This is a genomic window from Xanthomonas sp. WHRI 10207, from assembly GCF_040202975.1.
Classification (GTDB): Bacteria; Pseudomonadota; Gammaproteobacteria; order Xanthomonadales; family Xanthomonadaceae; genus Xanthomonas.
In genome coordinates this window covers 67368-91728 of the sequence record NZ_JBEGDX010000004.1, presented here as the reverse complement: position 1 = coordinate 91728, position 24361 = coordinate 67368, and the positions used below count along the sequence as shown (strand labels likewise).

The 24361-nt window shown below is 66.8% G+C and carries 22 protein-coding genes; 8 read left to right on the top strand and 14 right to left on the bottom strand.

Annotated elements, in window-relative coordinates; all coding sequences use genetic code 11:
• The first annotated feature begins 2 nt into the window (after nucleotides 1-2).
• The 3 genes from tsaC (at nucleotide 3) to ABQU90_RS14615 (ending at nucleotide 2363) form a co-directional block, all read left to right on the top strand.
• Nucleotides 3-566 (top strand): L-threonylcarbamoyladenylate synthase type 1 TsaC, encoded by a 564-nt coding sequence (gene tsaC / locus ABQU90_RS14625; protein WP_323522576.1) that lies wholly within the window; start codon nucleotides 3-5, stop codon nucleotides 564-566.
• Between the two features lie 373 nt (nucleotides 567-939).
• Complete coding sequence (locus tag ABQU90_RS14620; protein ID WP_323522577.1) at nucleotides 940-1713, top strand: DUF4124 domain-containing protein; 774 nt, start codon at nucleotides 940-942, stop codon at nucleotides 1711-1713.
• Complete coding sequence (locus ABQU90_RS14615) at nucleotides 1710-2363, top strand: DUF4124 domain-containing protein (RefSeq protein WP_323522578.1); 654 nt, start codon at nucleotides 1710-1712, stop codon at nucleotides 2361-2363. Before ABQU90_RS14620 ends, ABQU90_RS14615 begins: the two co-directional genes overlap by 4 nt.
• 786 nt (nucleotides 2364-3149) lie before the next feature.
• Here the strand turns inward: ABQU90_RS14615 and ABQU90_RS14610 are convergent.
• Complete coding sequence (locus ABQU90_RS14610; protein WP_055847620.1) at nucleotides 3150-3926, bottom strand: SDR family oxidoreductase; 777 nt, start codon at nucleotides 3924-3926, stop codon at nucleotides 3150-3152.
• 107 nt (nucleotides 3927-4033) lie between these two features.
• On the opposite strand from ABQU90_RS14610, the gene ABQU90_RS14605 reads away from it, so the two are divergent.
• Nucleotides 4034-4249 (top strand): hypothetical protein, encoded by a 216-nt coding sequence (locus ABQU90_RS14605; protein WP_115554738.1) that lies wholly within the window; start codon nucleotides 4034-4036, stop codon nucleotides 4247-4249.
• A gap of 141 nt (nucleotides 4250-4390) precedes the next feature.
• Here ABQU90_RS14605 and sppA read toward each other — a convergent pair whose 3' ends face one another.
• A complete protein-coding gene (sppA, locus tag ABQU90_RS14600; protein WP_323522579.1) occupies nucleotides 4391-6292 on the bottom strand; it encodes a signal peptide peptidase SppA in 1902 nt (633 codons plus the stop codon).
• An 84-nt stretch (nucleotides 6293-6376) separates the two neighbouring features.
• A complete protein-coding gene (locus ABQU90_RS14595; protein WP_055847614.1) occupies nucleotides 6377-7753 on the bottom strand; it encodes an MATE family efflux transporter in 1377 nt (458 codons plus the stop codon).
• Between the two features lie 273 nt (nucleotides 7754-8026).
• Here ABQU90_RS14595 and ABQU90_RS14590 point away from each other — a divergent pair, with 273 nt between their 5' ends.
• Entirely contained in the window at nucleotides 8027-9184 is a 1158-nt protein-coding gene (locus tag ABQU90_RS14590; protein ID WP_323522580.1) for a DUF3667 domain-containing protein, read from the top strand.
• Between the two features lie 150 nt (nucleotides 9185-9334).
• Here the strand turns inward: ABQU90_RS14590 and ABQU90_RS14585 are convergent, their stop codons facing one another.
• Both ABQU90_RS14585 and ABQU90_RS14580 read right to left on the bottom strand, forming a co-directional pair.
• Nucleotides 9335-9925, bottom strand: coding sequence for a DUF3106 domain-containing protein (locus ABQU90_RS14585; protein WP_323522581.1), 591 nt, complete (start codon nucleotides 9923-9925; stop codon nucleotides 9335-9337).
• Nucleotides 9912-10943 (bottom strand): hypothetical protein, encoded by a 1032-nt coding sequence (locus ABQU90_RS14580; protein ID WP_323522582.1) that lies wholly within the window; start codon nucleotides 10941-10943, stop codon nucleotides 9912-9914. The genes ABQU90_RS14585 and ABQU90_RS14580 overlap by 14 nt, the downstream gene beginning before the upstream one ends.
• Nucleotides 10944-11402: 459 nt before the next feature.
• On the opposite strand from ABQU90_RS14580, the gene ABQU90_RS14575 reads away from it, so the two are divergent.
• Nucleotides 11403-13625: a primosomal protein N' gene (locus ABQU90_RS14575; RefSeq protein WP_323522583.1), complete on the top strand. Its 2223-nt coding sequence runs from the start codon at nucleotides 11403-11405 to the stop codon at nucleotides 13623-13625.
• Nucleotides 13626-13875: 250 nt separating this feature from the next.
• Here ABQU90_RS14575 and ABQU90_RS14570 read toward each other — a convergent pair whose 3' ends face one another.
• Genes ABQU90_RS14570 through ABQU90_RS14560 form a run of 3 tightly spaced genes read right to left on the bottom strand, consistent with a single transcriptional unit; the run spans nucleotide 13876 to nucleotide 15919 of the window.
• A complete protein-coding gene (locus tag ABQU90_RS14570; RefSeq protein ID WP_323522584.1) occupies nucleotides 13876-14529 on the bottom strand; it encodes a glutathione S-transferase family protein in 654 nt (217 codons plus the stop codon).
• A gap of 2 nt (nucleotides 14530-14531) precedes the next feature.
• Complete coding sequence (locus tag ABQU90_RS14565; protein ID WP_115563024.1) at nucleotides 14532-15359, bottom strand: NYN domain-containing protein; 828 nt, start codon at nucleotides 15357-15359, stop codon at nucleotides 14532-14534.
• The gene (locus tag ABQU90_RS14560) at nucleotides 15356-15919 is read right to left on the bottom strand and encodes a hypothetical protein (protein WP_323522585.1); all 564 of its coding nucleotides are present in this window, start codon (nucleotides 15917-15919) and stop codon (nucleotides 15356-15358) included. The genes ABQU90_RS14565 and ABQU90_RS14560 overlap by 4 nt, the downstream gene beginning before the upstream one ends.
• 117 nt (nucleotides 15920-16036) lie before the next feature.
• Here ABQU90_RS14560 and ABQU90_RS14555 point away from each other — a divergent pair, with 117 nt between their 5' ends.
• Together ABQU90_RS14555 and ABQU90_RS14550 are read left to right on the top strand one after the other, a co-directional pair.
• Nucleotides 16037-17329: an NAD(P)/FAD-dependent oxidoreductase gene (locus tag ABQU90_RS14555; protein ID WP_055847588.1), complete on the top strand. Its 1293-nt coding sequence runs from the start codon at nucleotides 16037-16039 to the stop codon at nucleotides 17327-17329.
• A gap of 52 nt (nucleotides 17330-17381) precedes the next feature.
• A complete protein-coding gene (locus ABQU90_RS14550; RefSeq protein ID WP_323522586.1) occupies nucleotides 17382-17996 on the top strand; it encodes a trimeric intracellular cation channel family protein in 615 nt (204 codons plus the stop codon).
• A 147-nt stretch (nucleotides 17997-18143) separates the two neighbouring features.
• Here the strand turns inward: ABQU90_RS14550 and rpoH are convergent, their stop codons facing one another.
• The 6 genes from rpoH to rhlB all read right to left on the bottom strand — a co-directional run bounded on the left by rpoH (nucleotide 18144) and on the right by rhlB (nucleotide 24221).
• Nucleotides 18144-19019, bottom strand: coding sequence for an RNA polymerase sigma factor RpoH (gene rpoH, locus ABQU90_RS14545; protein WP_005987961.1), 876 nt, complete (start codon nucleotides 19017-19019; stop codon nucleotides 18144-18146).
• Between the two features lie 198 nt (nucleotides 19020-19217).
• Complete coding sequence (gene ung, locus ABQU90_RS14540; RefSeq protein WP_115563027.1) at nucleotides 19218-19943, bottom strand: uracil-DNA glycosylase; 726 nt, start codon at nucleotides 19941-19943, stop codon at nucleotides 19218-19220.
• The gene (locus tag ABQU90_RS14535; RefSeq protein ID WP_055847573.1) at nucleotides 19940-20782 is read right to left on the bottom strand and encodes a response regulator; all 843 of its coding nucleotides are present in this window, start codon (nucleotides 20780-20782) and stop codon (nucleotides 19940-19942) included. The genes ung and ABQU90_RS14535 overlap by 4 nt, the downstream gene beginning before the upstream one ends.
• A gap of 8 nt (nucleotides 20783-20790) precedes the next feature.
• Nucleotides 20791-21747, bottom strand: coding sequence for a permease-like cell division protein FtsX (gene ftsX / locus ABQU90_RS14530; protein ID WP_323522587.1), 957 nt, complete (start codon nucleotides 21745-21747; stop codon nucleotides 20791-20793).
• A complete protein-coding gene (gene ftsE, locus ABQU90_RS14525; RefSeq protein WP_003484499.1) occupies nucleotides 21744-22430 on the bottom strand; it encodes a cell division ATP-binding protein FtsE in 687 nt (228 codons plus the stop codon). The genes ftsX and ftsE overlap by 4 nt, the downstream gene beginning before the upstream one ends.
• Nucleotides 22431-22505: 75 nt before the next feature.
• Nucleotides 22506-24221, bottom strand: a complete 1716-nt coding sequence (rhlB, locus tag ABQU90_RS14520; RefSeq protein ID WP_323522588.1) for an ATP-dependent RNA helicase RhlB — start codon at nucleotides 24219-24221, stop codon at nucleotides 22506-22508.
• Between the last annotated feature and the right edge of the window lie 140 nt (nucleotides 24222-24361).

Here is a 24361-nt window from a genome sequence, read left to right as displayed (position 1 = left end):
GCATGGATCACGCGCTAGGCCTGGACAGCGCCGTCGCCACCCTGCAGAAGGGTGGCGTGATCGCCTACCCGACCGAAGCGGTCTGGGGGCTGGGCTGCGACCCGGCACAGGAGGCCGCCGTGCTACGCCTGCTGGAGATCAAGCGGCGCCCGGTCGACAAGGGTGTGATCGTGGTGGCATCCGGCATCGAGGTGCTGCGCGACTGGGTCGATCTCGACGCGCTGGAGCCGGCCCGCCGGGATGAAGTGTTGGCCAGCTGGCCCGGCCCACATACCTGGATCCTGCCGATCACCACCCGTGCGCCGCGCTGGGTCACCGGCACGCATGATGGGCTGGCCGTACGCATCAGCGCGCACCCGGTCGTGGCAGCGCTGTGCGCGGCCTGGGGGGCGCCACTGGTGTCCACAAGCGCCAACCTGGCCGGCGAGCCACCAGCACGCAGCCGCGACGCCCTGGACCCGGCGCTGCTGGCGACCATCGATGGCGTGGTGGCGGGCGATGTCGGCGGGCTGGCGCAGCCCACCCCGATCCGCGATGCGCGCAGCGGTCAGAGCCTGCGCGACTGAGCCTGCGGCATGTGGGCGGCCTCTGGCACCGCAGCAGCGGGCGTCTGGCGGGTGAGAGACGACCGGCACCATGAAGATCGTGCACGGCGCCTACGCGCCGGAAGGTCACCGCTTCAATCACAACAAGCTGCTGCTGGTGCGCACCGACGTGATGTCATGGCGAGGGCGCTTTCAAACCCGCTTACATAGATCGCCGTGCTCCAGGTCTAGCGCCAGCTCTCACTGACAACGTCACGCAGCAGGCCGCCGGACGGCCACATCGCCACGCCCCAGACGCAGAATCCACCGGCCCGCCCGCTTTCCCGCACGCGGGCCTGAGCAGCGCCAGTCCGCACACTTTGCTGCGCGGCCGCCAAGCGCGCACACTCGGCGCATGCGCACTCTTCCAACCTTTTTGTTGCTGGCCTGCGCGCTGCCTGCCTTGGCAGCGAGCACCGCCGCCAAGCCGGACCCGAACGTGCGGATCTACCGCTGCGTCAGCAGTACCGGGACCGTGGCTCTGCAGGATGCGCCGTGCAGCAGCGGTCGCCAGCAGGTGCTGGACATGCAGCGCCCGCAGGACCCGCCGCCGCGACCGCAACGCGTGGAGGCACCTGTCCCCGTTCCGGCCGCGCCGTCGCGCGAAGTGCGCATCGTTACCGTGCAACCACCGCAGCCGATGTACGAGTGCACCACCGAAGACGGCGAGCGCTATACCAGCGACAGCCCGGAAGGCAATCCGCGCTGGGTGCCGACCTGGGGGCCGGCCTACGTGGGCAATGCGGTTGGCCCGCCGATCAGCGGCGGCGGCATCCAGCGTCCGCCGATCTCGGTCAACCCGCGCCCGGCGATTGCGGTGCAGGGCGGCGCCGGGCGGGGCAGCATCCGCGGCAGTGCCAGCTTTGGCGGCGGTAGCTACCAGGGCGGCTATCAGGACAGTTACCACGGCGGCGGCTACGGCGGCACGGTGATCGTGCCTTACGGCAATGTGCAGATCCGCGACGAGTGCCATGCCCTGCCCGAACAAGAGGTCTGCGCGCGGCTGGCAGACCGCCGCTGGGAGTTGATCCGTCGCTACAACAGCGCGCTGCAGAGCGAACGCCAGGATCTCAGCCGCGAACAACGTGGCATCGAAGCGCGTCAGCAACGCGACTGCGGCGGCGCATGAGCCGCGCCTTGTGGCTGATGCTGTTGCTGGGCTGGGTATCGGGCGCCAACGCCCAGGACGTGGCCATCTACCGCTGCACCGATCCCTCCGGCGCGCTCACCGTGCAGAACATGCCGTGCCCGAAGGGCATGCAGCAACAAAAGAAAATGATGACCGCACCGGCGGCGGTGCCGTTTGCACCGGGCGGCACGCCTGCACCCGCGCCAGTACGTGCTGCGCCAGCTGCACGGCAGCCGCCCGCTATTCCTGCTGCCGTGCCTGCTGCGCCGGCAGCTGCATCGACGCCAGCGCCGCTGACGCCCACCTCCACGCTGCCTCCGCCGCCGTTGTTCGAATGCACCGCACACGACAATGGCCGCTACTTCACCGAAGACCGCGAACCGGCCACACGCTGCCTGCCGATGCAGACCACCAATCTGGCCGGCGGGCCGGCAACCGGCGGCGGCAGCGCCTGCGAAGTGGTCACCGACCGCTGCGCACCGGTGCCGGATCAGAGCTTGTGCGAAGCCTGGCGCAAACGCGCCGAGCAGGCTGAGGCGACCTGGCGTTTCTCCGACGAGGCGCAATCGGCAGAGCGCAAGCAGCGCTACGACCAGATGCGCCGGGTGCTGGACGAAAGCCGCTGTGCCAATCCATCCGCTGCGCCCTGACTGACTCTGCAGGGCTGCGTGCGGGAAGGCGATCGATGGCGAGTGCGTCATGCCTGCACATGACCGATGCCCCCATCCGCCCTTCGGGCACCTTCCCCCGCGATGCGGGGGAAGGGATGCATCTCCTGCCGACGCGGGGTTCCTCCTGCTTACGTAGCAAAGACTCCCCTCACTCGCGGCAACATCCGGCCAACGCCTGCCATCATCACAGCGCGCAAGGAGCTGACAGGCGTCACGCGAGCACTTGCTTGCGGCCGGCACCGGTTGGGTGCGGAAGCAGATCGATGGCGAGTGCGTCATGCCTGCACATCACCGATACCCCCATCCGCCCTTCGGGCACCTTCCCCCGCGATGCGGGGGAAGGGATGCATCTCCTGCCGACCCGGGGTTCCTTTTGCTTACATAGCAAAGACTCCCCTCACTCGCGGCAACACCCGGCCAACGTCTGCCATCACCACAGCGCGCAAGGAGCTGAAAGGCGTCACGCGAGCACTTGCTTGCGGCCGGCACCGGTTGGGTGCGGAAGCAGATCGGTGGCGAGTGCGTCATGCCTGCGCATCACCTACGCCCCCATCCGCGCTTCGGGCACCTTCCCCCGCGATGCGGGGGAAGGGATGCATCTCCTGCCGACCCGGGGCTCCTTCTGCTTACGTAGCAAAGACTCCCCTCACTCGCGGCAACATCCGGCCAACGTCTGCCATCATCACAGCGCGCAAGGAGCTGACAGGCGTCACGCGAGCCCGTGCCTGCGGCCGGCACCGGTGGCCGCATCGTGTGCCGGTGAGGCTAGAACCCGTAGCGCAGAAACCCGCCATCCACCGCGATGCATTCGCCGGTGATGTAGCTGGCGGCAGGCAGGCACAAAAAGCCTACGGCTGCGGCGACTTCTTCGGGTTCGCCAATGCGGCGCATCGGGGTGCGGTCGATCACCTGCTCGTAGTAATCCGGATCCGACAACGGGCCGGAGGTGCGGCGCGTGCGGATGTACCACGGCGCGACCGCGTTGACGCGGATACCGTCCTCGGCCCATTCCACCGCCAGGTTGCGCGTCATCTGCTGCAACGCGGCCTTGGTCATGCCGTACGGCGCGCCGCTGCGCACATGGGTGATGCCCGAGACGCTGCCCACATTGACGATGGCCGAGGCGGCATGCCGGGTCAGCAGCGGATGCGCATACCGCGACAATTCGAATGCAGAGAACACGTTGGTTTCGAAGATGCCGCGCCACTCGTCTTCGGTGTAATCGATCGCGGCGCGGGTGATGTTGCCGCCGGCATTGTTGATCAGCAGATGCAGGCCATCGGCGTGGTCTTCCACCCAGTCCAGGATCGCGCGACGCTCTTCATCGTCGGACACATCGGCCGCCAGCCCATGCAGCTCGCGCTCGGGAAATTCTTCGGCCAGTTCGTCGCGTGCCTGCGCCAACGCATCGGCATCGCGCGCCACCATCAGCAGATCCGCCCCGAAGCCGAGCAGTTCGCGTGCGATGGCCAATCCAATGCCGGCACTGGCGCCGGTGATGAGCGCGGTCTGTCCATCCAGCCGCCAACGCTGCGTTGTCACGTGGGTGATCCTCTTTCAAAACGCGGAAAAACGGTCGCTGCAGCGCAGTTGACGCGCAGCTGCGGCACCGGCGTTAGGATACCGCCACCGCTCGCGAGGTCACGACGATGAAACTTCACTGGATGCTTGCCGCCATTTTGACGTTGCCGCTGGCTGCCTGTCAGCGCCCGCAACCGGCGCCCACCGACCAAAAGCCCGACCCGCAGGCCACCGCCTTGCGCGACCACATCCAGCAGCCATTGAACAAGGCGCACGCGGTGCAGGCCGCTACCGACCAGGCTGCGGAAGATCAGCGCAAGGCCATCGACGCCGCCACGCAGTAAGCGCGAGGCGCGATAGGCGGGATCAACACCGCGACGCCGCTATCAGGCGGCTCGCATGAGCTAAGCATCAGGCGACACAAAAACAACGACGCCGGCACAGGGCCGGCGTCATCGCTACAGTCAGTGGCGTGGTTTGCCGCCTCAGAACCCGCAGAAGCAGTACGCCAGCGCCTTGACCGGCGTGCCACCGGCCTTGCTGTCGTGCACGGCGCTTTCGACGAAACGCAGCTGCGTGCCCACTTCCGGCAGCGAGCGCGCCAACATGGCACGCGCCATGCCCGAGTCGCTCAGCATCCACGCACCCATGCGGCTGCCGGCAAATCCGCTCATGAACTGCGAGAACGGCGTGGCCGGCTTTTCCACGTAGTGCACGCGGAACTTGCCCTTGCTCAATTTGGCGCGATTGGCCGCATCGGCCACCGCGTCCTGCATGCCGCCGAACGCATCCACCAAGCCATGCTGCTTGGCCTGCGCACCGCTCCACACGCGCCCGCGGGCGACCTTGTCGATGGCCTCCACCGACTGGTGACGCGCCTGCGCGACCTTGCCGGTGAAATCGGCATAGCCCTTGTTGATCACCGCCTGGATGACCTGCCCGGCGGCCGGGTCCAGTGGACGGGTGATGTCGAACGCGCCGGCAAACCGCGTGGTGCCCACGCCGTCGGTGTGCACGCCGATCTTGTCCAGCGCGCGGGTCAGATTCGGCACCATGCCGAAGATGCCGATCGAGCCGCTGATGGTCGACGGGTCGGCATAGATGCGATCGGCGTTCATGCTGATCCAGTACCCGCCCGAAGCGGCCAGATCGCCCATCGACACCACCACCGGCTTGCCGGCCTGCTTGAGCGCGACCACTTCGCGACGGATCTGCTCGGAGGCGAACACTTCACCGCCCGGCGAATCCACGCGCAGCACCACCGCCTTGACCTTTTCGTCGTCGCGCGCCTGGCGCAGCAACGCGGCGGTGGATTCGCCACCGATGCGGCCGGCCGGCTGCTCGCCGCCGCTGATCTCGCCGGCCGCCACAACAACGGCCACCTGCGGACGGCTGTCCATCGGCGAGCGCTGTGCCTGCAACTGACTCAGATAATCGTTGAAGCCGATATTGCGGAAGCCGCTGTCGGCATCGCTATCGGCCACGCCACGCTTGGTCAGCAGCGCATCGACGTCTTCGCGGGTTTTGAGCCCGTCGACCAGTTTCTGCTGCAGCGCGAACTTGGCCAGATCGCCACCTGCCGCCACCACGCCTTCAGGCAGCGTGTCGATGCCGGCGGTCAGCTGCGCCGGGGTGAGCTTGCGCGCGGTGCCGACGTCGGCCAGGTAGCGCTGCCACACGTCGTTCATCCAGAACAGGTCCGCTTCCTTGGCATCGGCCGAGGCTGCGTCGAGGATGTACGGCTCGGCAGCGGACTTGTATTCGCCCACGCGGAACAAGTGCACGTCCACGCCGAGCTTGTCCTGCAAGCCTTCGCGGAAGTACTGGCGATAGCGCCCAAGCCCTTCCAGCAGCACGCTGCCCATCGGATCCAGATAGACCTCGTTGGCCTGCGCGGCGAGCAGGTACTGGCCCTGACTCATGCTCTCGCTGAAGGCCACGATCTGCTTGCCGGAAGCACGCAGCTTCTGCAATGCGGCGGCCACTTCGCGCTGCGAAGCGAAGCCGGACGGCTGCAGCTTGTCCAGATTCAACAACACCCGCTCGATCTTGCGGTCCTTGCCGGCCGCTTCGATCACCCGCACCAGGTCGCGCAACTGCACCTCTTCGGCGCTCTTGTCGCCCACGGCCTTGGCCAGCGAACGGCTCACCGGGTCGGCGCTGAACTGCTCGACCAGGGTGCCTTCGGGGTTGATGACCAAGGTTGTGCGCTCGGCCAGCGGCTTGATGCCGTCGCCGCGCGCCATCGCTACCACGAGCACCAGCAGCATCAGGAACAGGAAACCGAAAAACACCAGATTGAAGATCAGGCGCCGGGTGAAATTCATCACGTCCCACAGGCCGACGAAGAAACTGGCGATGGGACTGCGACGCACGGGGTGGTTCATGGAAAACTCCGTCGAAAAGACGCTGCATGTACGTAATGCTGCCCAGCATACCGGCTGCGCACCGCCCACGGCATGCGCTGAAAGTCAGGGGGTCGCGTCGGCAGTCAGCCGCCGGCTGGTCTGCCGGAAACGCAGGCCCATCAGAATCGACGCGGTGGTCAGGCCCAGGATCAGGCCGATCCACATGCCTTGCGGCCCCCAGCCCAATCCCAGGCCGAGCCCGGCGCCGATTGGCATGCCCACGCCCCAATACGAGAACATCGCCAGGAACATCGGCACGCGGGTGTCCTTGAGCCCGCGCAGCGCGCCGGCCGAGAGCACCTGGATACCGTCGGGAAACTGGAAGGTGGCGGCAAACAGCAGCAACACCGACGCCAGCGCGGCCACCGTCACATCGTTGGTATACACACCGACGATGGCGTCGTGGCCAAGCAGCAGCGCACTGGCCGACAACGCCTGCGTGCCCAGCACGATGGCGTAACCGGCCCAGGTGGCACGCCGAATGGCCAACGGATCGCCACGCCCCACCGCGTGACCGACGCGCACGGTGGTGGCCTCGGCCACGCCCATCGGCACCATGAAGCACAGCTGCGCCACATTGATGGCGATCTGGTGCGCCGCCGCTTCGGTCGAGCCCAGCCGGCCGATCAACAACGCAGTGACGATAAACAGGCCGCCTTCCATCAGCACGGTGATGCCGATCGGCAGGCCGGTGCGCAACAGATCGCCGATGGCGCGCCAACGCGGCCCTTCCAGATGGGTGAACAACTCCAGGTGCGCAAAGCGCCGCGCGCGCCATAGATACAGCGCGAACACGCTGGCCTGCACCCACATGGTGATGGCCGAGGCCATGCCCAGGCCTTCGGCGCCGTGCTCGGCAAACCCGAACTTGCCGTAGGTCAGCACATAGCCCAGCGGCGCCAGCACCAGCAAGCCGCCAAACCCCAGCAGCATGGTCGGCAGCGTCCAGTGCATGCCTTCGCTGAGATAGCGCATGCAGAAGTAGAACGTCAGCGCCGGCACGCCCCAACGCACCGCGTGCAGAAAGTCGGTGGCACCCGGCACGATGTCCGGCGCGATCCCGAAGGTGGGCAGCAGCGGCGGCACCACGCTCAGAAACGCGAACATCAATGCGCTCAGCCCCAGCGACAGCCACAACGCCTGGCGAAACAACGGGCCTATCTCGCGCTCACGCCCGGCGCCGCGCAATTGCGACACCGAGGCGGTCAAGGAAATGAGCGTCCCGATCGGCACCAGCATCGGCAGCCACAGCAGCGCGGTGCCGATGGTCACCGCCGCCAGCGTCGCAGTGCCGTGGTGGCCGGCGATGACGTTGTCGACAAACCCGATCAAGCCGGTAGAGACGTGACCGAGCACCAGCGGCAAGGCCAGCAGGCCGGTGGTGCGCACTTCCGCGGCGAAGCCTGGCGTCGCGGACGCGGGGGCAGGAGAAACAGACATGACACACCGATTGCTGCGCGGACTACGGCCGTGCCGGGAGGCGCTGGCACCGGGTCGCGTGGGGCCGCTATCTTACGCGTACTTTCCGATTGCGCCCTGACGCGCGCCTGGGCAGTTCCCGCCGCGCTCGCTGCTATGTGCGCGGCAACAAACAGCAGCTGCCGATGTTTCCCGGCAGCCGCATGCTGACGCTGTACCGTGTGCCAGGCGTGGACCTTCGCGGTATCGCATCGGGCACGTGGCCTCTCCATCACCGCCAACTGGACCTGGCTCATGTCCCTGCACCCGACCGCATTGCATCCATCGGACTGTGAAAACTGTTCCACCGCATTGCAAGGCGCGTTTTGCCACGCCTGCGGGCAAAGCGCGCATAGCCCGGTGCGCAGCGTCGCGCACGCGGTGGAAGAAGTCTTCGAGTCGTTCTGGCACCTGGATGGGCGCATCTTCCGCACCTTGCGCGATCTACTGGTGCCCGGCCGCGTGGCGCTGCGGTTTCTGAGTGGGCAACGGGTGCGCTATGTCGCGCCGATGCGGCTGTTTCTGGTGGTGAGCCTGTTGACCTTTTTCATTGCACGCATCGCAGTGCATGCCTCTGACGACGACTTCGCAGCGCCCGGCACCACGCACAACGCCGTACCGAAGGACTTCGCGCATGCGCGCACGCCGGCGCAGGTGGAAGCGGTGCGTGCGCAGATCGTCGACACACTCACCCAGACCCGCAAGGTAGTGCCAGCAGGCATCGCGCGCGACGGCGTGGATGCCGGCATCGCCCGCGCTGAGAGCGAGGCGCGCAAGCGGTTGGCGCAACTGCACCAGGGCGCGCGGCTGGAAAGCGCTGCGCCGGCGGTCGATGCCCCAGACAACAGCACGTTCTTTTCGTTGGGAGACAAACCCTGGGACCCGGTCAGCAACCCGCTGACCGTTGCGCCGTTGCCGCAGTTCGCCAACCGCTGGCTCAACGTGCAGCTGGACCACATCCGCGCCAACCTGCCGCGCCTGCGCAGCAATCCGCAACTGCTCTACAACGCGTTCTTTGCGGCGGTGCCATCCACCTTGCTGGTGCTGGTGCCGTTGTTTGCGCTGTTGTTGCGCGTGTTCTACCTGCGCAGCGGGCGGGTGTATCTGGAGCATCTGGTGGTGGCGCTGTATAGCCATGCGTTTCTTTGCCTGAACCTGCTGGCGATGCTGCTGCTGTCGCTGCTCAGGGAATCGGTGACGCAGGTGGCTCCCCCCATCGCCTGGAGCATCGGCCTGCTCCAGTTCGGGCTGGCAGTGTCGATGCCGCTGTATCTGCTGGGGATGCAGCGCCACGTGTACGGCCAATCGTGGTCAGCCACGGTGCTGAAATACCTCGGCCTGGGCAGCATCTATTTCGTCGTGGTCACGTTTGCTGCCGCGTTCTTGATGGTGGCGAGTCTGGCGCGTCTTTGATGCCTCGCCATATGGCTGCGGCACTGCAGCCGTAGCGGCCCGACCGCGCGGTGCAATCCAGGATGCGGACTGACGGCCACGTTGTTCGCACGACGCAGGTCGATGAGCACTTGCCGCGCCAACGCGCGGCAATGCAGCGCAGGTCGGCGATCAGCGCGCCAGTTGCCGCTTCAGCCAGGCGCTGCGGGTGGCCGGGGCTTCGGCCAGCAAGGCATCGCGTAACCCATCGCGATCCTGCGGCGGGGTGCGTTGGGCGAGGACCGCCAGCTGTTCCAGCTGGCCGGCATCCAGGCTGCGTAGCACCGCCAGCAGGCGCTCGCGCTGGTCGACCGGCACATAGCCCATCAGCGGCTGCAGCTGCGGATAGAACGCGCCCACCTGCGACCCCAGACGCCAACCATCGCGATGCAGGCGATCCATCGTGCTGAACTGGGTGCGCAAGGCGCGCTGCTGGTCCTCGGGCAGGCTGTGCAGCCGTTCGCGCGCCTGCCGCAACACCACACTGTCGGTGGCGGTCAGGTCTTTCCACGCGGCATAGCGCGCGCGCAGGTCGGCCTGCTGTGCCGGCGTCAGTGCCGCCCAGCGCGCGCGTTGCTGCGCGGCGCTTGGCGCTGCCGCCGGGGCGGGGGCGCTGGCAGGTTCGGTGTGCCCGCTTTCGTCCAATGCCGCTGGCAGGGCCTGCGCGCCGGCGATGCCGGCACTGGCGAGCATCAGCAGGCCGAACCACTTAATTGTCGTCATCGACCGTCTCCAGAGGGGCGGAGGGCTGCTCAGCCGCGGTGGCATGCGCGCCGGATTCGTCCGCCGGCACCGGGTGGCCGGCGGCGTACCAGGCGTAAAAGTCGGCCGCACGCGCCAACTCCAGGTCCGGGTCGGCCAGCATCGTCTGGTCGCGCGGATCCATACCCGGGGCGGCAGGAGCCTCCGGCAGGTCGGACGCCGGCAGTTCTTCCACCACCACTGGCGCGGCATCGGTGACATGCAGCACGCCGGCCGGCGCCTGCGAGACCGGCTCAGGCGGCAAGCTGGGCCGTCGGTGGGTCCACCACCAGCCCAGCACCGTCAGCAGCAGCACCAGCGCGAGCCCCCCCAGGGCAATACCGGCGTGGCGCCGATCCAGCTGTGGCCAGTGCCATTGCCGCCTGGGGCGGACCCGTGCCGGGGTGGCGCGGCGTGGCGCGGGCGGCGCCTCTGCCGGGATGGCGGGTTGCAGCGCGACGCCGGCCAGCGAGGCGTCGCGCAACTGGCTGAGCCGGGTCAGCTGGGACGGGGTGAGATCGCGCAGCTCCGTTTGCGCCGCCTCGGCCAGCACCCGCCACGCCTGTGCATCGGGATTGCCGGCCGAGTCGCGCGGACAAGCACGCGCCAGCGACTGCCGATAATCCGCCACCGCGATGCCCTGCACGTCGCTGGCGGCCTCCTCTTCCAGCCCGGCCACGATCCGCAGCAGCAGCGCCAGCCGGTCGGGGGTCTGCATCCGGCCCAGTACGGTGAAGGGCGGCAGCCAGGTGCCAGGCATGGGCTCGCGGCGCAGTGGCGGCGCGGTTGCCAGCAGGCTCCAGAAGCGCATCGGCCAGCCGGCCATCGGTCGTCCCGCTGCCTGGCTGCTGAAAGCGCGCAGGGCAGCCGCCAACGCCCGCTCGGCTGCCGCCACGTCGCCGCATTGCAGCTGCGCCAGTACCAAGCCCCGGCGTTCCACACCCCGCAGAAAGGCTGATAGTGCGGCGGGGGTAACGGGGGCGTCGGGGACTACGGTCATGTGAACTCCAGCATCGGCCGGCATGATACCGACGCACGTCCGCCACGCCGACCGCTTGACAGATCGCACGACCCTCGATCCGGTCGCGAGCGCTACCCGCGTACGTTGTGCACAGCGGCAGACACACCGATACGCGACCGTCTGTCAACTGTTGTTTTTTCTTTATTGCAATCGTGTTTCACGCCTAAGTTATTGATATATATTCAATTTCGATGTGTGGCGAAAAAATGTCCAAGAGGTTGCCAAGGCAAGTGAATCCGCCTTCACCGCGTGGAGCACGAGACTAATTCACAGGCTTATCCACAGGCAGTGTGGATAAACCCGTTTCCTCAGGCCTCACATAGGTTTACGTCGTATTTATCACTTGGGTCACAGAAAGGCGCTGCAAGTGATCACACCGTCTTCACGAGTGAAATTGCGCAAGGCGGGGGTGCTGGACAGTGTCGGTAGACTGAGCGCATGCCTTCCACCGTCCTCACTTTGCGCGTCGCCTTGCCGGTGCCGCTGCCCCAGCTGTTCGATTACCTGCCACCTGCCGACGCCCCGCTGACCGATCCAACGCAGGTCGGCTGCCGTGTGCGGGTGCCGTTCGGGTCGCGCGAGTTGATCGGGGTGGTGGTGGAGATCGGCCAGCTGGCATCGGCCGATGGTCTGCGCGCGGCGCTGGAATGGTGCGACCAGGCGCCGCTGCTGGTGGATGAACTGGCCCGCTCGCTGCAGTGGCTGGCCCGTTATACCCATGCTCCCCTCGGCGAGGCCCAGGCCAGTGCCCTGCCCGGCCCGCTACGGCGCGGCGAGCCGCTGGCCGACACCCATGCCTGGGCCTGGCAGCTCACCGAGGCCGGGCGTACCGGGGCGAGCAGCCTGCGCGCAGGCAGCCGGCCCGCCCTGCTCGCCGCCCTGTTGCAGACCGGTGCGGTGGGCGAAGAACAGCTGGACCCGCTGCTGCCACAGTGGCGCGAGGCCGCACGCAGCCTGGCCAAGCGCGGCCACGCCGAACGCGTGGCGGTGCCGGCCGATGCCATCGCGCCACGGCCCGGCACTGGTCCTGCACTCAACGACGAACAACGCGCTGCCGCCGCCGCGATCCGGGCGCACACCGGCTTTGCCACCTATCTGCTCGACGGCGTGACTGGCAGCGGCAAGACCGAGGTCTACCTGCAGGCGATTGCCGACTGCCTGGCCGCCGGCAAGCAGGCGCTGGTGCTGGTCCCGGAAATCGGCCTGACCCCGCAGACGCTCGGCCGCTTCCGCGCGCGCCTGGGCGTGCCGGTGCATGCGCTGCATTCGGGCCTGTCCGATGGCGAGCGCGCCCGCGTCTGGGCAGCGGCCTGGCGCGGCGAAGCCAAACTGATCGTCGGCACCCGTTCGGCGGTGTTCACCCCGCTGCCCAACGCCGGGCTGATCGTGATCGATGAGGAACACGACGGCAGCTACAAGCAACAGGACGGCATCCGCTACCACGCCCGCGACTTTGCCCTGGTGCGTGGCAAGGCGCTGGACGTGCCGGTGATCCTGGGCAGCGCGACCCCGTCGCTGGAAAGCCTGCACAACGCCTATTCCGGCCGCTACCAGCACCTGCGGTTGTCGCAGCGCGCCGGCGACGCGCGCCCGCCGCGTGTGCGTGTGCTGGACGTGCGCAAGCGCCCGCTCAAGGACGGCTTGTCGCCGGAGGTGCTGGCCGGCATCGGCGCCACCCTGGCGCGCGGCGAGCAGGTGCTGGTGTTCAAGAACCGCCGCGGCTATGCGCCGGTGCTGCTATGCCACGACTGCGGCTGGACCGCTGCCTGCCAGCGCTGCAGCACGCCGCTGCACCAGACCCCGATGACCGTGCACGCCGGCGGCCGCCGCCTGCAGTGCCACCACTGCGGCGCCCGCCAGCAGGCGCCGCTGGCCTGCCCGGCCTGCGCCAGCCTGGCCTTGCAGCCGCAGGGCATCGGTACCGAGCGCCTGGAAGAACGGCTGACCGAGGCGTTTCCGGCATTCCCGGTGGTGCGCATCGACCGCAGCACCACCCAGCGCCGCGACAGCCTGGAAACCCAGCTCGCCCGGCTCGGCACCGATGCCGGCATCCTGGTCGGCACCCAGATACTGGCCAAGGGCCACGACCTGCCGCGGTTGACCATGGTGGTGGTGGTCGGCATCGACGAAGGCCTGTTCTCCGCCGACTTTCGTGCCGCCGAAAAACTTTCCCAGCAGCTGATCCAGGTGGCCGGGCGCGCCGGGCGCGCCGATCGCCCCGGCGAGGTCTGGCTGCAGACCCACCATCCCGAACACCCGCTGCTGCAGACCCTGGTCAATGGCGGCTACCACGCTTTCGCCGATGCCGAACTGCAGCAGCGCGAGGCCGCCGGCTTTCCGCCGTTTGCGCATCTGGCGCTGTTCCGCGCCGAAGCCAAGGATGTCGCGGCGGCCAACCAGTTCCTGATGGCGGTGCGCGAACTGGCCACGGCCGACACCAGCGCACAATCGCCCGCGTTTGCAGAGGTGGAATGCTATGGCCCGATGCCTGCGCCGATGCCGCGCCGCGCCGGTTTCCAGCGCACCCAGTTGTTGCTGTCCGCGCAGCAACGCTCAGCGCTGCATCGCCTGCTCGATGCGCAGCTACCGGCCATCTATGCGCTTCCGCAGGCGCGCCGCGTGCGCTGGTCGCTGGATGTGGACCCGATCGATCTGTATTAGCGCTGGGCGTATCGCAGACGGAGTTGCAGCCAGACGCACGTGGCGCGGTGTACCCAGGTTCTGTAGGAGCGCACCTGGGCGCGAGGGCATTCCCGGTCACGTTGCGTCGCGCCCAGGTGCGCTCCTACGACAACGCGCGCTATCAGCGCCGCGCGATGTACAAGGCCCACTTCACTGGAGAAACGTGTGAGGTCGGCGACGCGTTCGCTGCCTGCAATAAACAACGCTGGCCTGAGCGGTGGCTCGAAACTCAGGTCAGCGCCGTCATCACGCCGCGTTGGTATGCAGGCCGTGTGCGCAAGCGCTGATACCACGCGTGCAAATGCGGCAACGCAGGCCGCTCGATCGGCATTTCGAACCATGCGTAGATGAAACTGCCCAGCGGAATATCGCCCATCGCAAAACGCTCGCCGGACAGATACGGCTGCTGCGCCAACGCCGCATCGGCGCGTGCCAGCAGCTCGCCCGACTGCGCCAGCGCCGCAGCGATACGTACGGCATCGCGCTCGGCCTCGGGTGTGCGCAACACGCCCCAGAACAGGTCGCGAAACACGCTGGCAAAGGTGGAGGTGGTCCAGTCCATCCAGCGGTCGCCCACTGCGCGCTCGGCCGGCGATGACGGATACAACGCGGGCGCGTATTGCGCGGCGAGATACCGCACGATCGCATTGGATTCCCACACCACCACCGCGCCATCCTGCAAGGTCGGTACCACGCCGTTCGGATTCAGCGCGCGATAGGCCGGCGTGTCATTGCCACCGAAGGCGCCGCCCACTTCGATCGACGTATAGGCCACACCGGCTTCTTCGGCACACCACAACACCTTGCGCACATTGCTGGAATTACGACGCCCCCAGAGCGTGATCGTCGGCTGTGCAGCGGGAGCCATCGCGTCGTGCGTCATCGTCATTTTCCTGTGGCAGGTTTGGCTGTTGCGCGCGCTGCACGCTTGGGGGTGGCTTGTGGTTCCGGTGCAACGGCAGGCACGGCAGTTTTCGCACGGTTGTCGCTGCCCTTGGGCGTATCGCGTACCCACAAGGCCTGCTCGTCCAGCTTGAGCTCGAACAGGCCGATCGCGCGCACCAGATCGCTGAGTTTGCGATAGCCGTAATTGCGTGGATCGAACGAAGCCTGGTTAGCCACCTGCTTGCCCACCGCGCTCAACAAGGCCCAACCATCGTCCTCGCATGCGCTGACGATGGCGTTGCGCAGCATCTGCACCAGGCGCGTATCGCTGCGCAGCGCGGTGGCATCCTTGCGCCCGGCCGCGGTATCGCGGGCCGCGGCGGCTTGCTCGCCCAGCGCTTCCACGTAGGTGAATTTGGAGCAGGCATTGACGAACGGCGCCGGGGTTTTCTTCTCGCCAAAACCATAGACCTTCATGCCATCGGTGAGCAGGCGCATCACCAGCGGGGTGAAATCCGCATCGCTGGAGACGATCGCAAACCCATCCAGATTGCGCGCATACAGCAGGTCCATCGCATCGATCACCATCGCCATATCCGAGGCGTTCTTGCCGGAGCTATAGGCAAACTGCTGGATCGGACGAATCGCATAATCGTGCAAGGCCGCTTCCCAGCCTTTCAGGTGCGGGCTCTTCCAGTTGCCGTAGGCGCGGCGCACGTTGGCCACGCCATAACGCGCCACTTCCGCCAGCACCACATCGATCTTGCCAGCCGGCGCATTGTCGGCATCGATCAACAAGGCGATCCGTTTGTCGGGATTGTCGGTCATGCGCGTTCCTCCACAGACGTGCCCGCGTCGGTTTGCATCTCCGAGTCGGCTTCTATTTCCGATTCGGTTTCGGTTTCGGTTTCGAGCTCGCTATCGTCAGCGGCCGGCAGCGCGAAGTGCCTGCCATCGCGCATGATGAGTTCTCCGTCGGTCAGAATCTCCTGCTCGGAGTCGGCACTGACCCAGGTGGCCTGCACGCGGCCGGCGCCGCGATCGCCCTCCACATTGAACACAAACTCCTCGCTTCCCTGCGCCAGACTCGTGCGGTACAGATCGACCCGCATCGTGTGGATCTGGCCGATATGTTCCTGCACCACGGCGTCGGCTTGCAGTGCAGTACGCGCCTGATCGGTAAACAGCGACCAGCCGATGCCGAGCAGCCACACGCTCGCTGCCAGGACCACGATCCCGAACAGCGTTGCGCAAGCCAGCACGCCGATCAGGCCGATCGCCACGCTGCTGAGCTTTTTCTTGGCCACAGGCGCGGGCGGGACAGCCGGCGCCGCGGTGGGCATGGCGGCTGGCGACAGCGGCGGCAAGGGCGGTGGCAATGAGGACATGCGATGGCCGTCAGAAGTGGATGCGACATGATGCCGCAGCTACGCGGCGCCAACGCGTCATGTTCATTGGGAATTTGGCATCCTGTCGTGCCCGCGTTGCCTTCCATCGGACCTACGATGACCTCATCTCCCTCCCCCGCTCCCTTGCATCTGGTTGTGGTCGGCGGCGGTTTCGCCGGCTTGTGGGCGACCCGCGCGCTCGATGACCCCGCCATCCGCATCACCTTGATCGACCGGCAAAACCACCATCTATTCCAGCCGTTGCTGTACCAGGTCGCCACCGCCGGGCTGTCGGCACCGGATATCGCCGCACCGCTGCGCCATATCCTGCGCGAGCAGCGCAATGTCGAAGTGCTGCTTGGCGATGTGGCCGAAATCGCGCCAACCCGTCGCGAAGTGGTACTGACCGATGGCAAGACGCTTGGCTACGACATGCTGCTGCTGGCCACCGGCGCCACCCATGCCTACTTCGGCAACGACCAATGGGCCGAACATGCGCCCGGCCTGAAAACCCTCTACGACGCGCTAGTCCTGCGCCGCAAGCTGCTGCTGGCCTTCGAGCGAGCCGAGGCCGAATCCGACCCAGCCGCGCGTGCGGCCTGGCTGAGCTTTGCGGTAGTCGGCGGCGGCCCCACCGGTGTCGAGCTGGCCGGCACCCTGGCCGAGATCGCACGCCATACGCTCAAGAACGAATTCCGCCACATCGACCCGCGCCAGGCGCGCGTGCGCCTGGTCGAAGCCGGCCCGCGCGTGTTGCCGTCGTTCCCCGACGATCTCACCGACAAGGCGCGCAAGCAGCTGGAGCGGCTTGGCGTGGAAGTCCACACCGGCACGCCGGTGACCCATATCGATGCGCTGGGTTACCAGCTTGGCGACAGCTTCGTCCCCGCGCGCACCGTGGTGTGGGCCGCCGGCGTGGCCGCCTCGCCGCTGGCGCGCACGCTGGGCGTGCCGCTGGATCGCGCCGGCCGCGTGCTGGTGGCGCCGGACCTGAGCGTGCCCGGCCACCCGGAGATCTTCGTCGGCGGCGATCTGGCGTCGGTGCAGCAGAACGGTCGCCCGGTGCCGGGCGTGGCGCCGGCAGCCAAGCAGATGGGCAAACACATCGCCAAGGCGATCCGTGCGCGCCAGCGCGGTCAGACGGCGGCCGCGTTCCGGTATCAGGACTTCGGCAACCTGGCCACCATCGGCCGCATGGCCGCCATCGTGCACGTGGGCAAGCTCAAGCTATCCGGCATCGTGGCGTGGTGGTTCTGGCTGGCCGCGCACGTCTACTTCCTGATCGGCTTCCGCAACCGCTTCGTGGTGTTGGTGAACTGGGCGATGGCGTACTGGAGCTACCAACGCGCCGCACGCATCATCTTCGGTGGCGCAACCGACGACCCGCCGCCCAACACCAAGGACGGATGACAGCGCCACCGGCCGTGCGCGATGCTGTGCGGCCTGATTCGACGGTCTACGTGTGGCAACTGTCCTGTTCCTGCTGGATCTGCTCGGCACCTTCGTGTTCGCCCTGAGCGGCGCGACCGTGGCAGTGCGCAACCGCCTGGACCTGTTCGGCGTGCTGGTGTTGTCGTGCGCGGCCGCTGTCTCCGGCGGCATCGTGCGCGATGTGTTGATCGGCGCCACCCCGCCGGCGGCACTGGTCCACCCGCAGTATCTGCTCACCGCCTGCCTGGCCGGCGTCGCCGGGTTTTACTGGCACGCGGCAGTGGAGCGCCTGCGCAACCCGGTGCAGATTTTCGACGCGGCGGGTCTGGCGCTGTTTGCGGTCTACGGCACCAGCAAGGCGCTGGACTACAACCTCAGCCCACTGAGCGCCACCTTGTTGGGCATGCTCAGCGGCATCGGTGGCGGCATCGCACGCGACCTGCTGGTCGCCCGCACACCGGTAGTCTTGCAAGCGGAGTTGTATGCGGTCGCCGCGCTTGCCGGCGGCGGCCTGGTGGCCGTCGGTCACGTGCTCGGCGTGCCGCAAGCCTGGTCGCTGGCAACCGGTGCCGGCGTGTGCTTTGGCCTGCGTTTCATGGCGATCCGTTATGGCTGGCATCTGCCGGTGGCCCGCTTGCCGGACTAGTCGTTGTCGACCAAAGCCGCGATACCGTCCGCATCATCCGGACGGTGCATCAGCTTCTACGAAACTGTTTGCGCTGCCGACCCGCAACGCAAACGGCCCGGAGAACCGGGCCGTTTGTACAACTTGTTCCGCGCTTGATCGAACCGATCAGGCGACGAACAGTGCCTTCATCTTCTTCAGCGCGTTCGCCTCGATCTGGCGGATACGCTCGGCCGACACGCCGTATTCGTCGGCCAGCTCCTGCAGCGTTACCTTGGACTCCGAATCCAGCCAACGGCGCTTGACGATGTCGCGCGAGCGCGTATCCAGACCGGCCATGCCTTCGCGCAGCAACTGCAGCTGGTTGTCTTCGCTGTCGTGCCGCTCATAGGCCTGCGACGGATCTTCCTCATTAGCCACCAGATAGCTGACCGGCGACGGCGGACCATGATCGTCATCTTCATCCGACGACGCGTCGAAGCCGATATCGCGGCCGGACAGGCGCGACTCCATCTCCATCACTTCACGCTCGGAGACGTTCAGGTCCTTGGCGACCGCGGTCACTTCGGAGGCGTTGAGCCAGCCCAGACGGGTCTTGGACTTGCGCAGGTTGAAGAACAGTTTGCGCTGCGCCTTGGTCGTGGCGACCTTGACGATGCGCCAGTTCTTCAAAATGAACTCGTGCATCTCGGCACGGATCCAGTGCACCGCGAAGCTGACCAGGCGCACGCCCATTTCGGGGTCGAAGCGCTTGACCGCCTTCATCAGGCCGATATTGCCTTCCTGGATCAGGTCGCCCAGCGGCAGGCCGTAGCCGTTGTAACCGCGGGCCACGTGCACCACGAAGCGCAGATGGGAATGGACCAATTCACGCGCTGCGTCCAGATCCAGCTCGTCGCGGAAGCGGCGGGCCAGATTCTGTTCCTCATCGACCGACAGCACCGGGATCTGGTGCACGGCACCGATGTAGGCGTCCAGCGAACCGAGCGCACTGGGAATCGGGAGATTGTTTGCCACAAGGGCAGTCGAGGTAGTCTGGTTCATAGGCACCATCTTAGCAGTCGAACTATTGGACTGCCGGGTACAGAAAGAGTTCCCAGCGTTCCATTTATAGGACGTTCGGGCTTTCAGCCTTGGCGGCGTTCTACCGCGCAGCTCCCCGAATTCAAGCGCTACGCTACCACTGCGCCCCTGCCCAGACCGTGACAAACCTGTGGCGAAATGCGCGTGCGGCAGGGTTGTTCAGCCGGCGGCCGACGTTGTATCCAAGGCGTTGCGCGGCGGCAATGACCAATCGACCGGTTGGATACCGCGGCGCTGCAGGTGCTCGTTGGTCTTGGAGAAATGCTTGCATCCCAGAAAGCCGCGATGCGCCGACAGCGGCGAAGGATGCGGCGCCTTGAACACGCGGTGGCGTGCCTGGTCGATGACCTTGCCCTTGGACTGCGCGTAGCTGCCCCAGAGCAGGAACACCAGGCCTTCGCGCTCGCGGTTGAGCGTCTCCACCACATGGTCGGTGAAACCTTCCCAGCCCTTGTTCTGGTGAGCGCCTGCCCGGCCCTGTTCCACCGTCAGCACCGCATTGAGCAGCAACACGCCCTGGCGCGCCCACGGCATCAGATAGCCGTGATCGGGACGCGGGATGCCGAGGTCGTCCTGAATCTCTTTGTAGATATTGAGCAGCGACGGCGGCACCGGCACGCCGGGCAGGACCGAAAAACACAGCCCGTGCGCCTGGCCCTCACCGTGGTACGGATCCTGGCCCAGGATCACCACCTTGACCTGCTCGAACGGGGTGGCATCGAAGGCGGCAAACATCTGCGGGCCGGGCGGAAACACCCGCGCGCCAGCCGCCTTGCGCTGGCGCAGAAAGGCCGACAGCTCCTGCATCTCCGGGCGCAGCAACCAGTCGCCCACCTTTGCCTTCCACGACGGTTCCAGCTGGATACGCCCTTCCACTTCGGTCATAGGGTGATGGCCTGGTCTTCCAGGCGTGCCAGCCGCAACTGAAACAACACCTTGGTCACCAGCAGGCGCTCTTCGATGGGTTTTTGCACCAGATCGTTGGCGCCGGCGCGCAGCAGTTCGGACTGATTGCGCGGATTGGTGTCGCCGGTCATCACCAGCACCGGCAGGCGGCGCTTGCCGTAGGCGAAATCGATGCGGATGCGCTCGACCACATCGCGGCCGTTGAGCTCGCCTTTCAGGGTCACGTCGGTCAGCACCACGTCGATGCGGCGCTCGGTGCGGCCCAGCGATTCGGCGGTAAGCAGCGCAAACGCATCCTCGGCGGTGAGTACGTGCACCACTTTCAGGCTCTGGCGCTCGAGCATGCGCTTGGTCGCCTCGGCCACCACGCGGCTGTCTTCGATGTAGAGCACGGTGGCGCCCACTACCGGCTCTGGCTGCACATAACCGCGGATAAAGGTCGCCAGGGCTTCATGGCCCAGCGCCTTGTCGAAATAATCGGTGACGTACTCGGTAAAACGACGCTCGACCAGATGCTGCTGCGCATCGCCGGAGACCACGATCACCGGCACATAGGCCTGCCCGGCCGCTTCGCGCACGCTGCGCGCCAGGGTCAGGCCATCGCCATCGGGCAAGGACAGCGAGGTGGTGACCAGATCCACCGCACCGGACTCCAGCGCAGCGCGCGCTTCGGCAATGCTGGCGCAACCGATCACCTGCACATTGGGCAGGTCGCGCCGGAGCACGTCGGCAATGAGCTTGCGTACCAGCTTCGAACCATCGACGACCATCACACGTGGTGCGTCGCTGATCAGGTGTTTGAGATCTGGTGGATGCATGGCAGGCCTCAGGTCTCGGTGGGACGGGTCTGACGAAGGAAATGGCCGGTCACCAGCCAGGCGCCCAGCCAACCCAGCACCAGGGTGCCGATCAGCACCATCACAGAATGCAGCAGATCCAGCCCGTGCAGGGTAAAGGAACTGCCGTAGCTATCGGCCAATGTGGCCAATGGCGCGCGCAATGCCAAGCCCGAGGCGGCGATGAGAGCGAGCGCAACAGCGCCAGCGCCCAGCCCGTACCACGCACCCAGATACAGGAACGGGCGACGGATGAAGCCATCGCTGGCACCGAGCAATTGCAGCACGCCGATCTCTTCGCGCCGCGACTGGATATCCAGCCGCACGGTGTTGCCGACCACCAGCACCGCGCCGATGCCAAGCAGCGCCGACAGCACCTGCACCAGGCGTTCGCCGAAATGCAGCCAGCCATCCAGACGCTTGCGCCACAACGCGTCGTGCTGCACCTGGTCGGTCTGCGGCAAGGCCTGCAACGCGCTAGCCAGCTGCGCGTCGTCGGCCGCATCGGTGGGGGTGACGATCAGCAGCGTGGGCAGCGGATTCTCGCCCAGGGCATCGGCGGCTTCGTCGAGTTTTGCGCTCTCGCGCAACGCGGCGAGCCCCTGCTCCGGTGTGCGCAGCGTCACCTGGGCCACATCGGGGCGCGCACGCAACTCGCCGGCTAGCGTCTGCGCGGCATCGGCGGCGACATCGACCTTGAGGAACAGATTGATCTCGCGCGACTGCTGCACGCTGCCGGCCAACAGCTTGACGTTGTCCAGCGCGATCGACAGCCCCAGCGGCAGCGCCAGCGCCAGCGCCAAGGCCATCACCACGATGGTCAGCAGCGTTGCCCATGGCTTGCGCATCGCGCGGCCCAGGCTGAAGGCGATGCTGTGCAGGTGGTGGTCGATCCACACGCCGAAGCGCGACGGCGCCACGGCTTCGGTATTGGCGAGCTTGCTCATTCGGCCAGATCCTGCGGCGAGATGTCGTCGACCAGGCGGCCGTGATCCAGGATCAGCACCCGCTTGCGCATCTGCTTGAGCAAGGCAAGGTCGTGGCTGACCACCAGCACGCTGGTACCGCGCGCGGGCAACTCGGCAAACAACTGCATGATTTCGGCGGCCAGTGCCGGGTCGAGATTGCCGGTGGGCTCATCGGCCACCAGCAGGCGCGGCTCACCGACGATGGCACGCGCAATCCCCACGCGTTGCTGCTCGCCCGCCGACAGCTGCGACGGCAAGGCTTTTTCGCGATGAGCCAAGCCGATGCGTTCCAATGCAGAGCGCACCCGCTTGCCGATCTCGGCGCGACGGGTGCCGCGCAGGATCAACGGCAATGCCACGTTCTCGGCGATGCTGCGGTCGTTGAGCAGACGATGGTCCTGATAGACCGCGCCTACCTGACGACGATGCAGCGGAATCTGCCGGCCACGCACCTTGAGCAGGTTGCGCTCGCCCAACAGCACGGCGCCCTGGCTGGGACGCTCGCTGAGGTGGATCAATTTGAGCAAGGTACTTTTGCCGGCACCGGAGTGGCCGGTCACGAACAGCATCTCGCCATCGGCCACTTCGAAGCTGACATCGGTCAGCGCCTGGTGGCCCCCGGCGTAGTGCTTGCTGACGTTGTCGAAACGCAGAACGGTCATCCAGCGATTATGCCGGAGCGCCAGCGCTTACGTCGCATCGCCGAAGACCGGCGATGCGATTGATGCCGCCAGTGGTCAGTTGCCCGAGACCAGCGAACGCAGACGGCGGCCGATCCTGCTCAGCAGCGACGGACTGCCGCCCGGCGTGGCGGCGGCACGCACTGGCTTGGCGACCACCTGGGTCGGCTTGCGCGGCGCGGCGGGTGCGGGCACCGGCGTGGATGCGACCGGCTCGGCGCCTTCGACCGGACGGCCGTTGCGACGGCGACGACGCTTGCGCGGTGCACGCTCGCCCTCGACGTCGATGGACGGCGCAACGGCAGCGGCGTCAGCAATTACCGGTGGGACCGCTGCAGCTGCCGCAGCAACCGGAGCCTCGCCCTCGACGCGCGGCTTGCGACGCGGACGCGGCTTGCTATCGGCACTGCCACCATCGCGACGGCTGCCGCCACTGCCACTGCGCGATGCGCCGCCCGGACCGCTGCGACCACCACCACGGCGCTGTTCTTCGGCCGCACGCTGCTCGCGCGCCTCGCGGAAGATGGTGCCCACGCTGTCGCCAGCGTCTTCATCGACCTCTTCGCCTTCCACCGCCACGCGCGCCGCACGCGGCAACGGTGTCAGCAGCTCGGTGGTCACCGGCTCGACCGGGATCTTCTGATCGATGTAGGCCTCGATGTCCGGCAGGCTCATCGCGTAGCGCTCGCAGGCGAAGCTGATCGCATCGCCCTCTTCGCCCAGACGCGCGGTGCGGCCGATGCGGTGCACGTAATCTTCGGCATCGAACGGCAGGTCGTAGTTGTAGACGTACTTGACCCCGTCGATGTGCAGGCCGCGCGCGGCCACGTCGGTGGCGACCAGGATCTCCAACTGGCCCTTCTGGAAGCGGTTGAGCAGCGACTCGCGCTTCTTCTGCGGCACGTCGCCGGACAACACACCGACGCGATAACCGTGGCGCTCCAGGGTGCGTGCCACGCGCTCGACGAACGCCTTGGTGTTGACGAACACCATGGTGCGCGCACCTTCGCTGCGCGACAGCAGGCCCAGCAGCAGCGTCTGCTTCTCTTCGTCAGACGGGAAGTAGATGCGCTGACGTACGCGTGCGGCGGTGATGGTTTCGGTCTCGACCACGAGCTTTTCCGGCTCGTTCATGTGCTCGTAGGCCAGCTCCAGCACGCGGTGGCTCAGCGTGGCCGAGAACAGCAGCGTCTGGCGGGTACCGCGCTCGGGCATGCGCCGCAGCAGGAAGCGGATGTCCTTGATGAAGCCCAGGTCGAACATGCGGTCGGCTTCGTCCAGCACGCAGATCTCGCAGGCATGCAGCGAGACCACCTTGTGCTGCTTGACGTAGTCGATCAGCCGGCCCGGGGTGGCGATGATCACGTCCACACCCTGCTGCAGCAGCTCGCGCTGCTTGTCGTAGTCCACCCCGCCGTAGACCAGCGCAAAGCGCAGGCCCAGGTCGGCGCCGAACTTGACCGCGTCCTTGTGGATCTGGATCGCCAGCTCGCGGGTGGGCGCCAGGATCAGCGCGCGCGGGTCTTCCGGCTTGCGGTCGGCCAGCGCCGGGCGGATCAGCAGGCGGTTCATCACCGTCACCAAAAACGCCAGCGTCTTGCCGGTGCCGGTCTGGGCCTGGCCGGCGACATCGCCGCCCGGCAGCGCGACCGGCAAGGTCAATGCCTGGATCGGGGTACAGCGGGTAAACCCGGCGCTCTCCAGCCCGGCAACCAACGCCGGCTGTAGGTCGAACGAGGAAAAAGTCAAATCGGTCAGCGGTTTGTCGCTCATTATTCCGTCTTCGTGAGGCGCCCTGGGCAGCCCGGGCGCGGCTTGCATCGATGCCGACAGCGTCGCAAACTGCGGCTCTTGTGGCGGACAGCGCGGCTTCAGGACTGACACTTGATTCAGTCGCGCAATGCCCCAGTTTA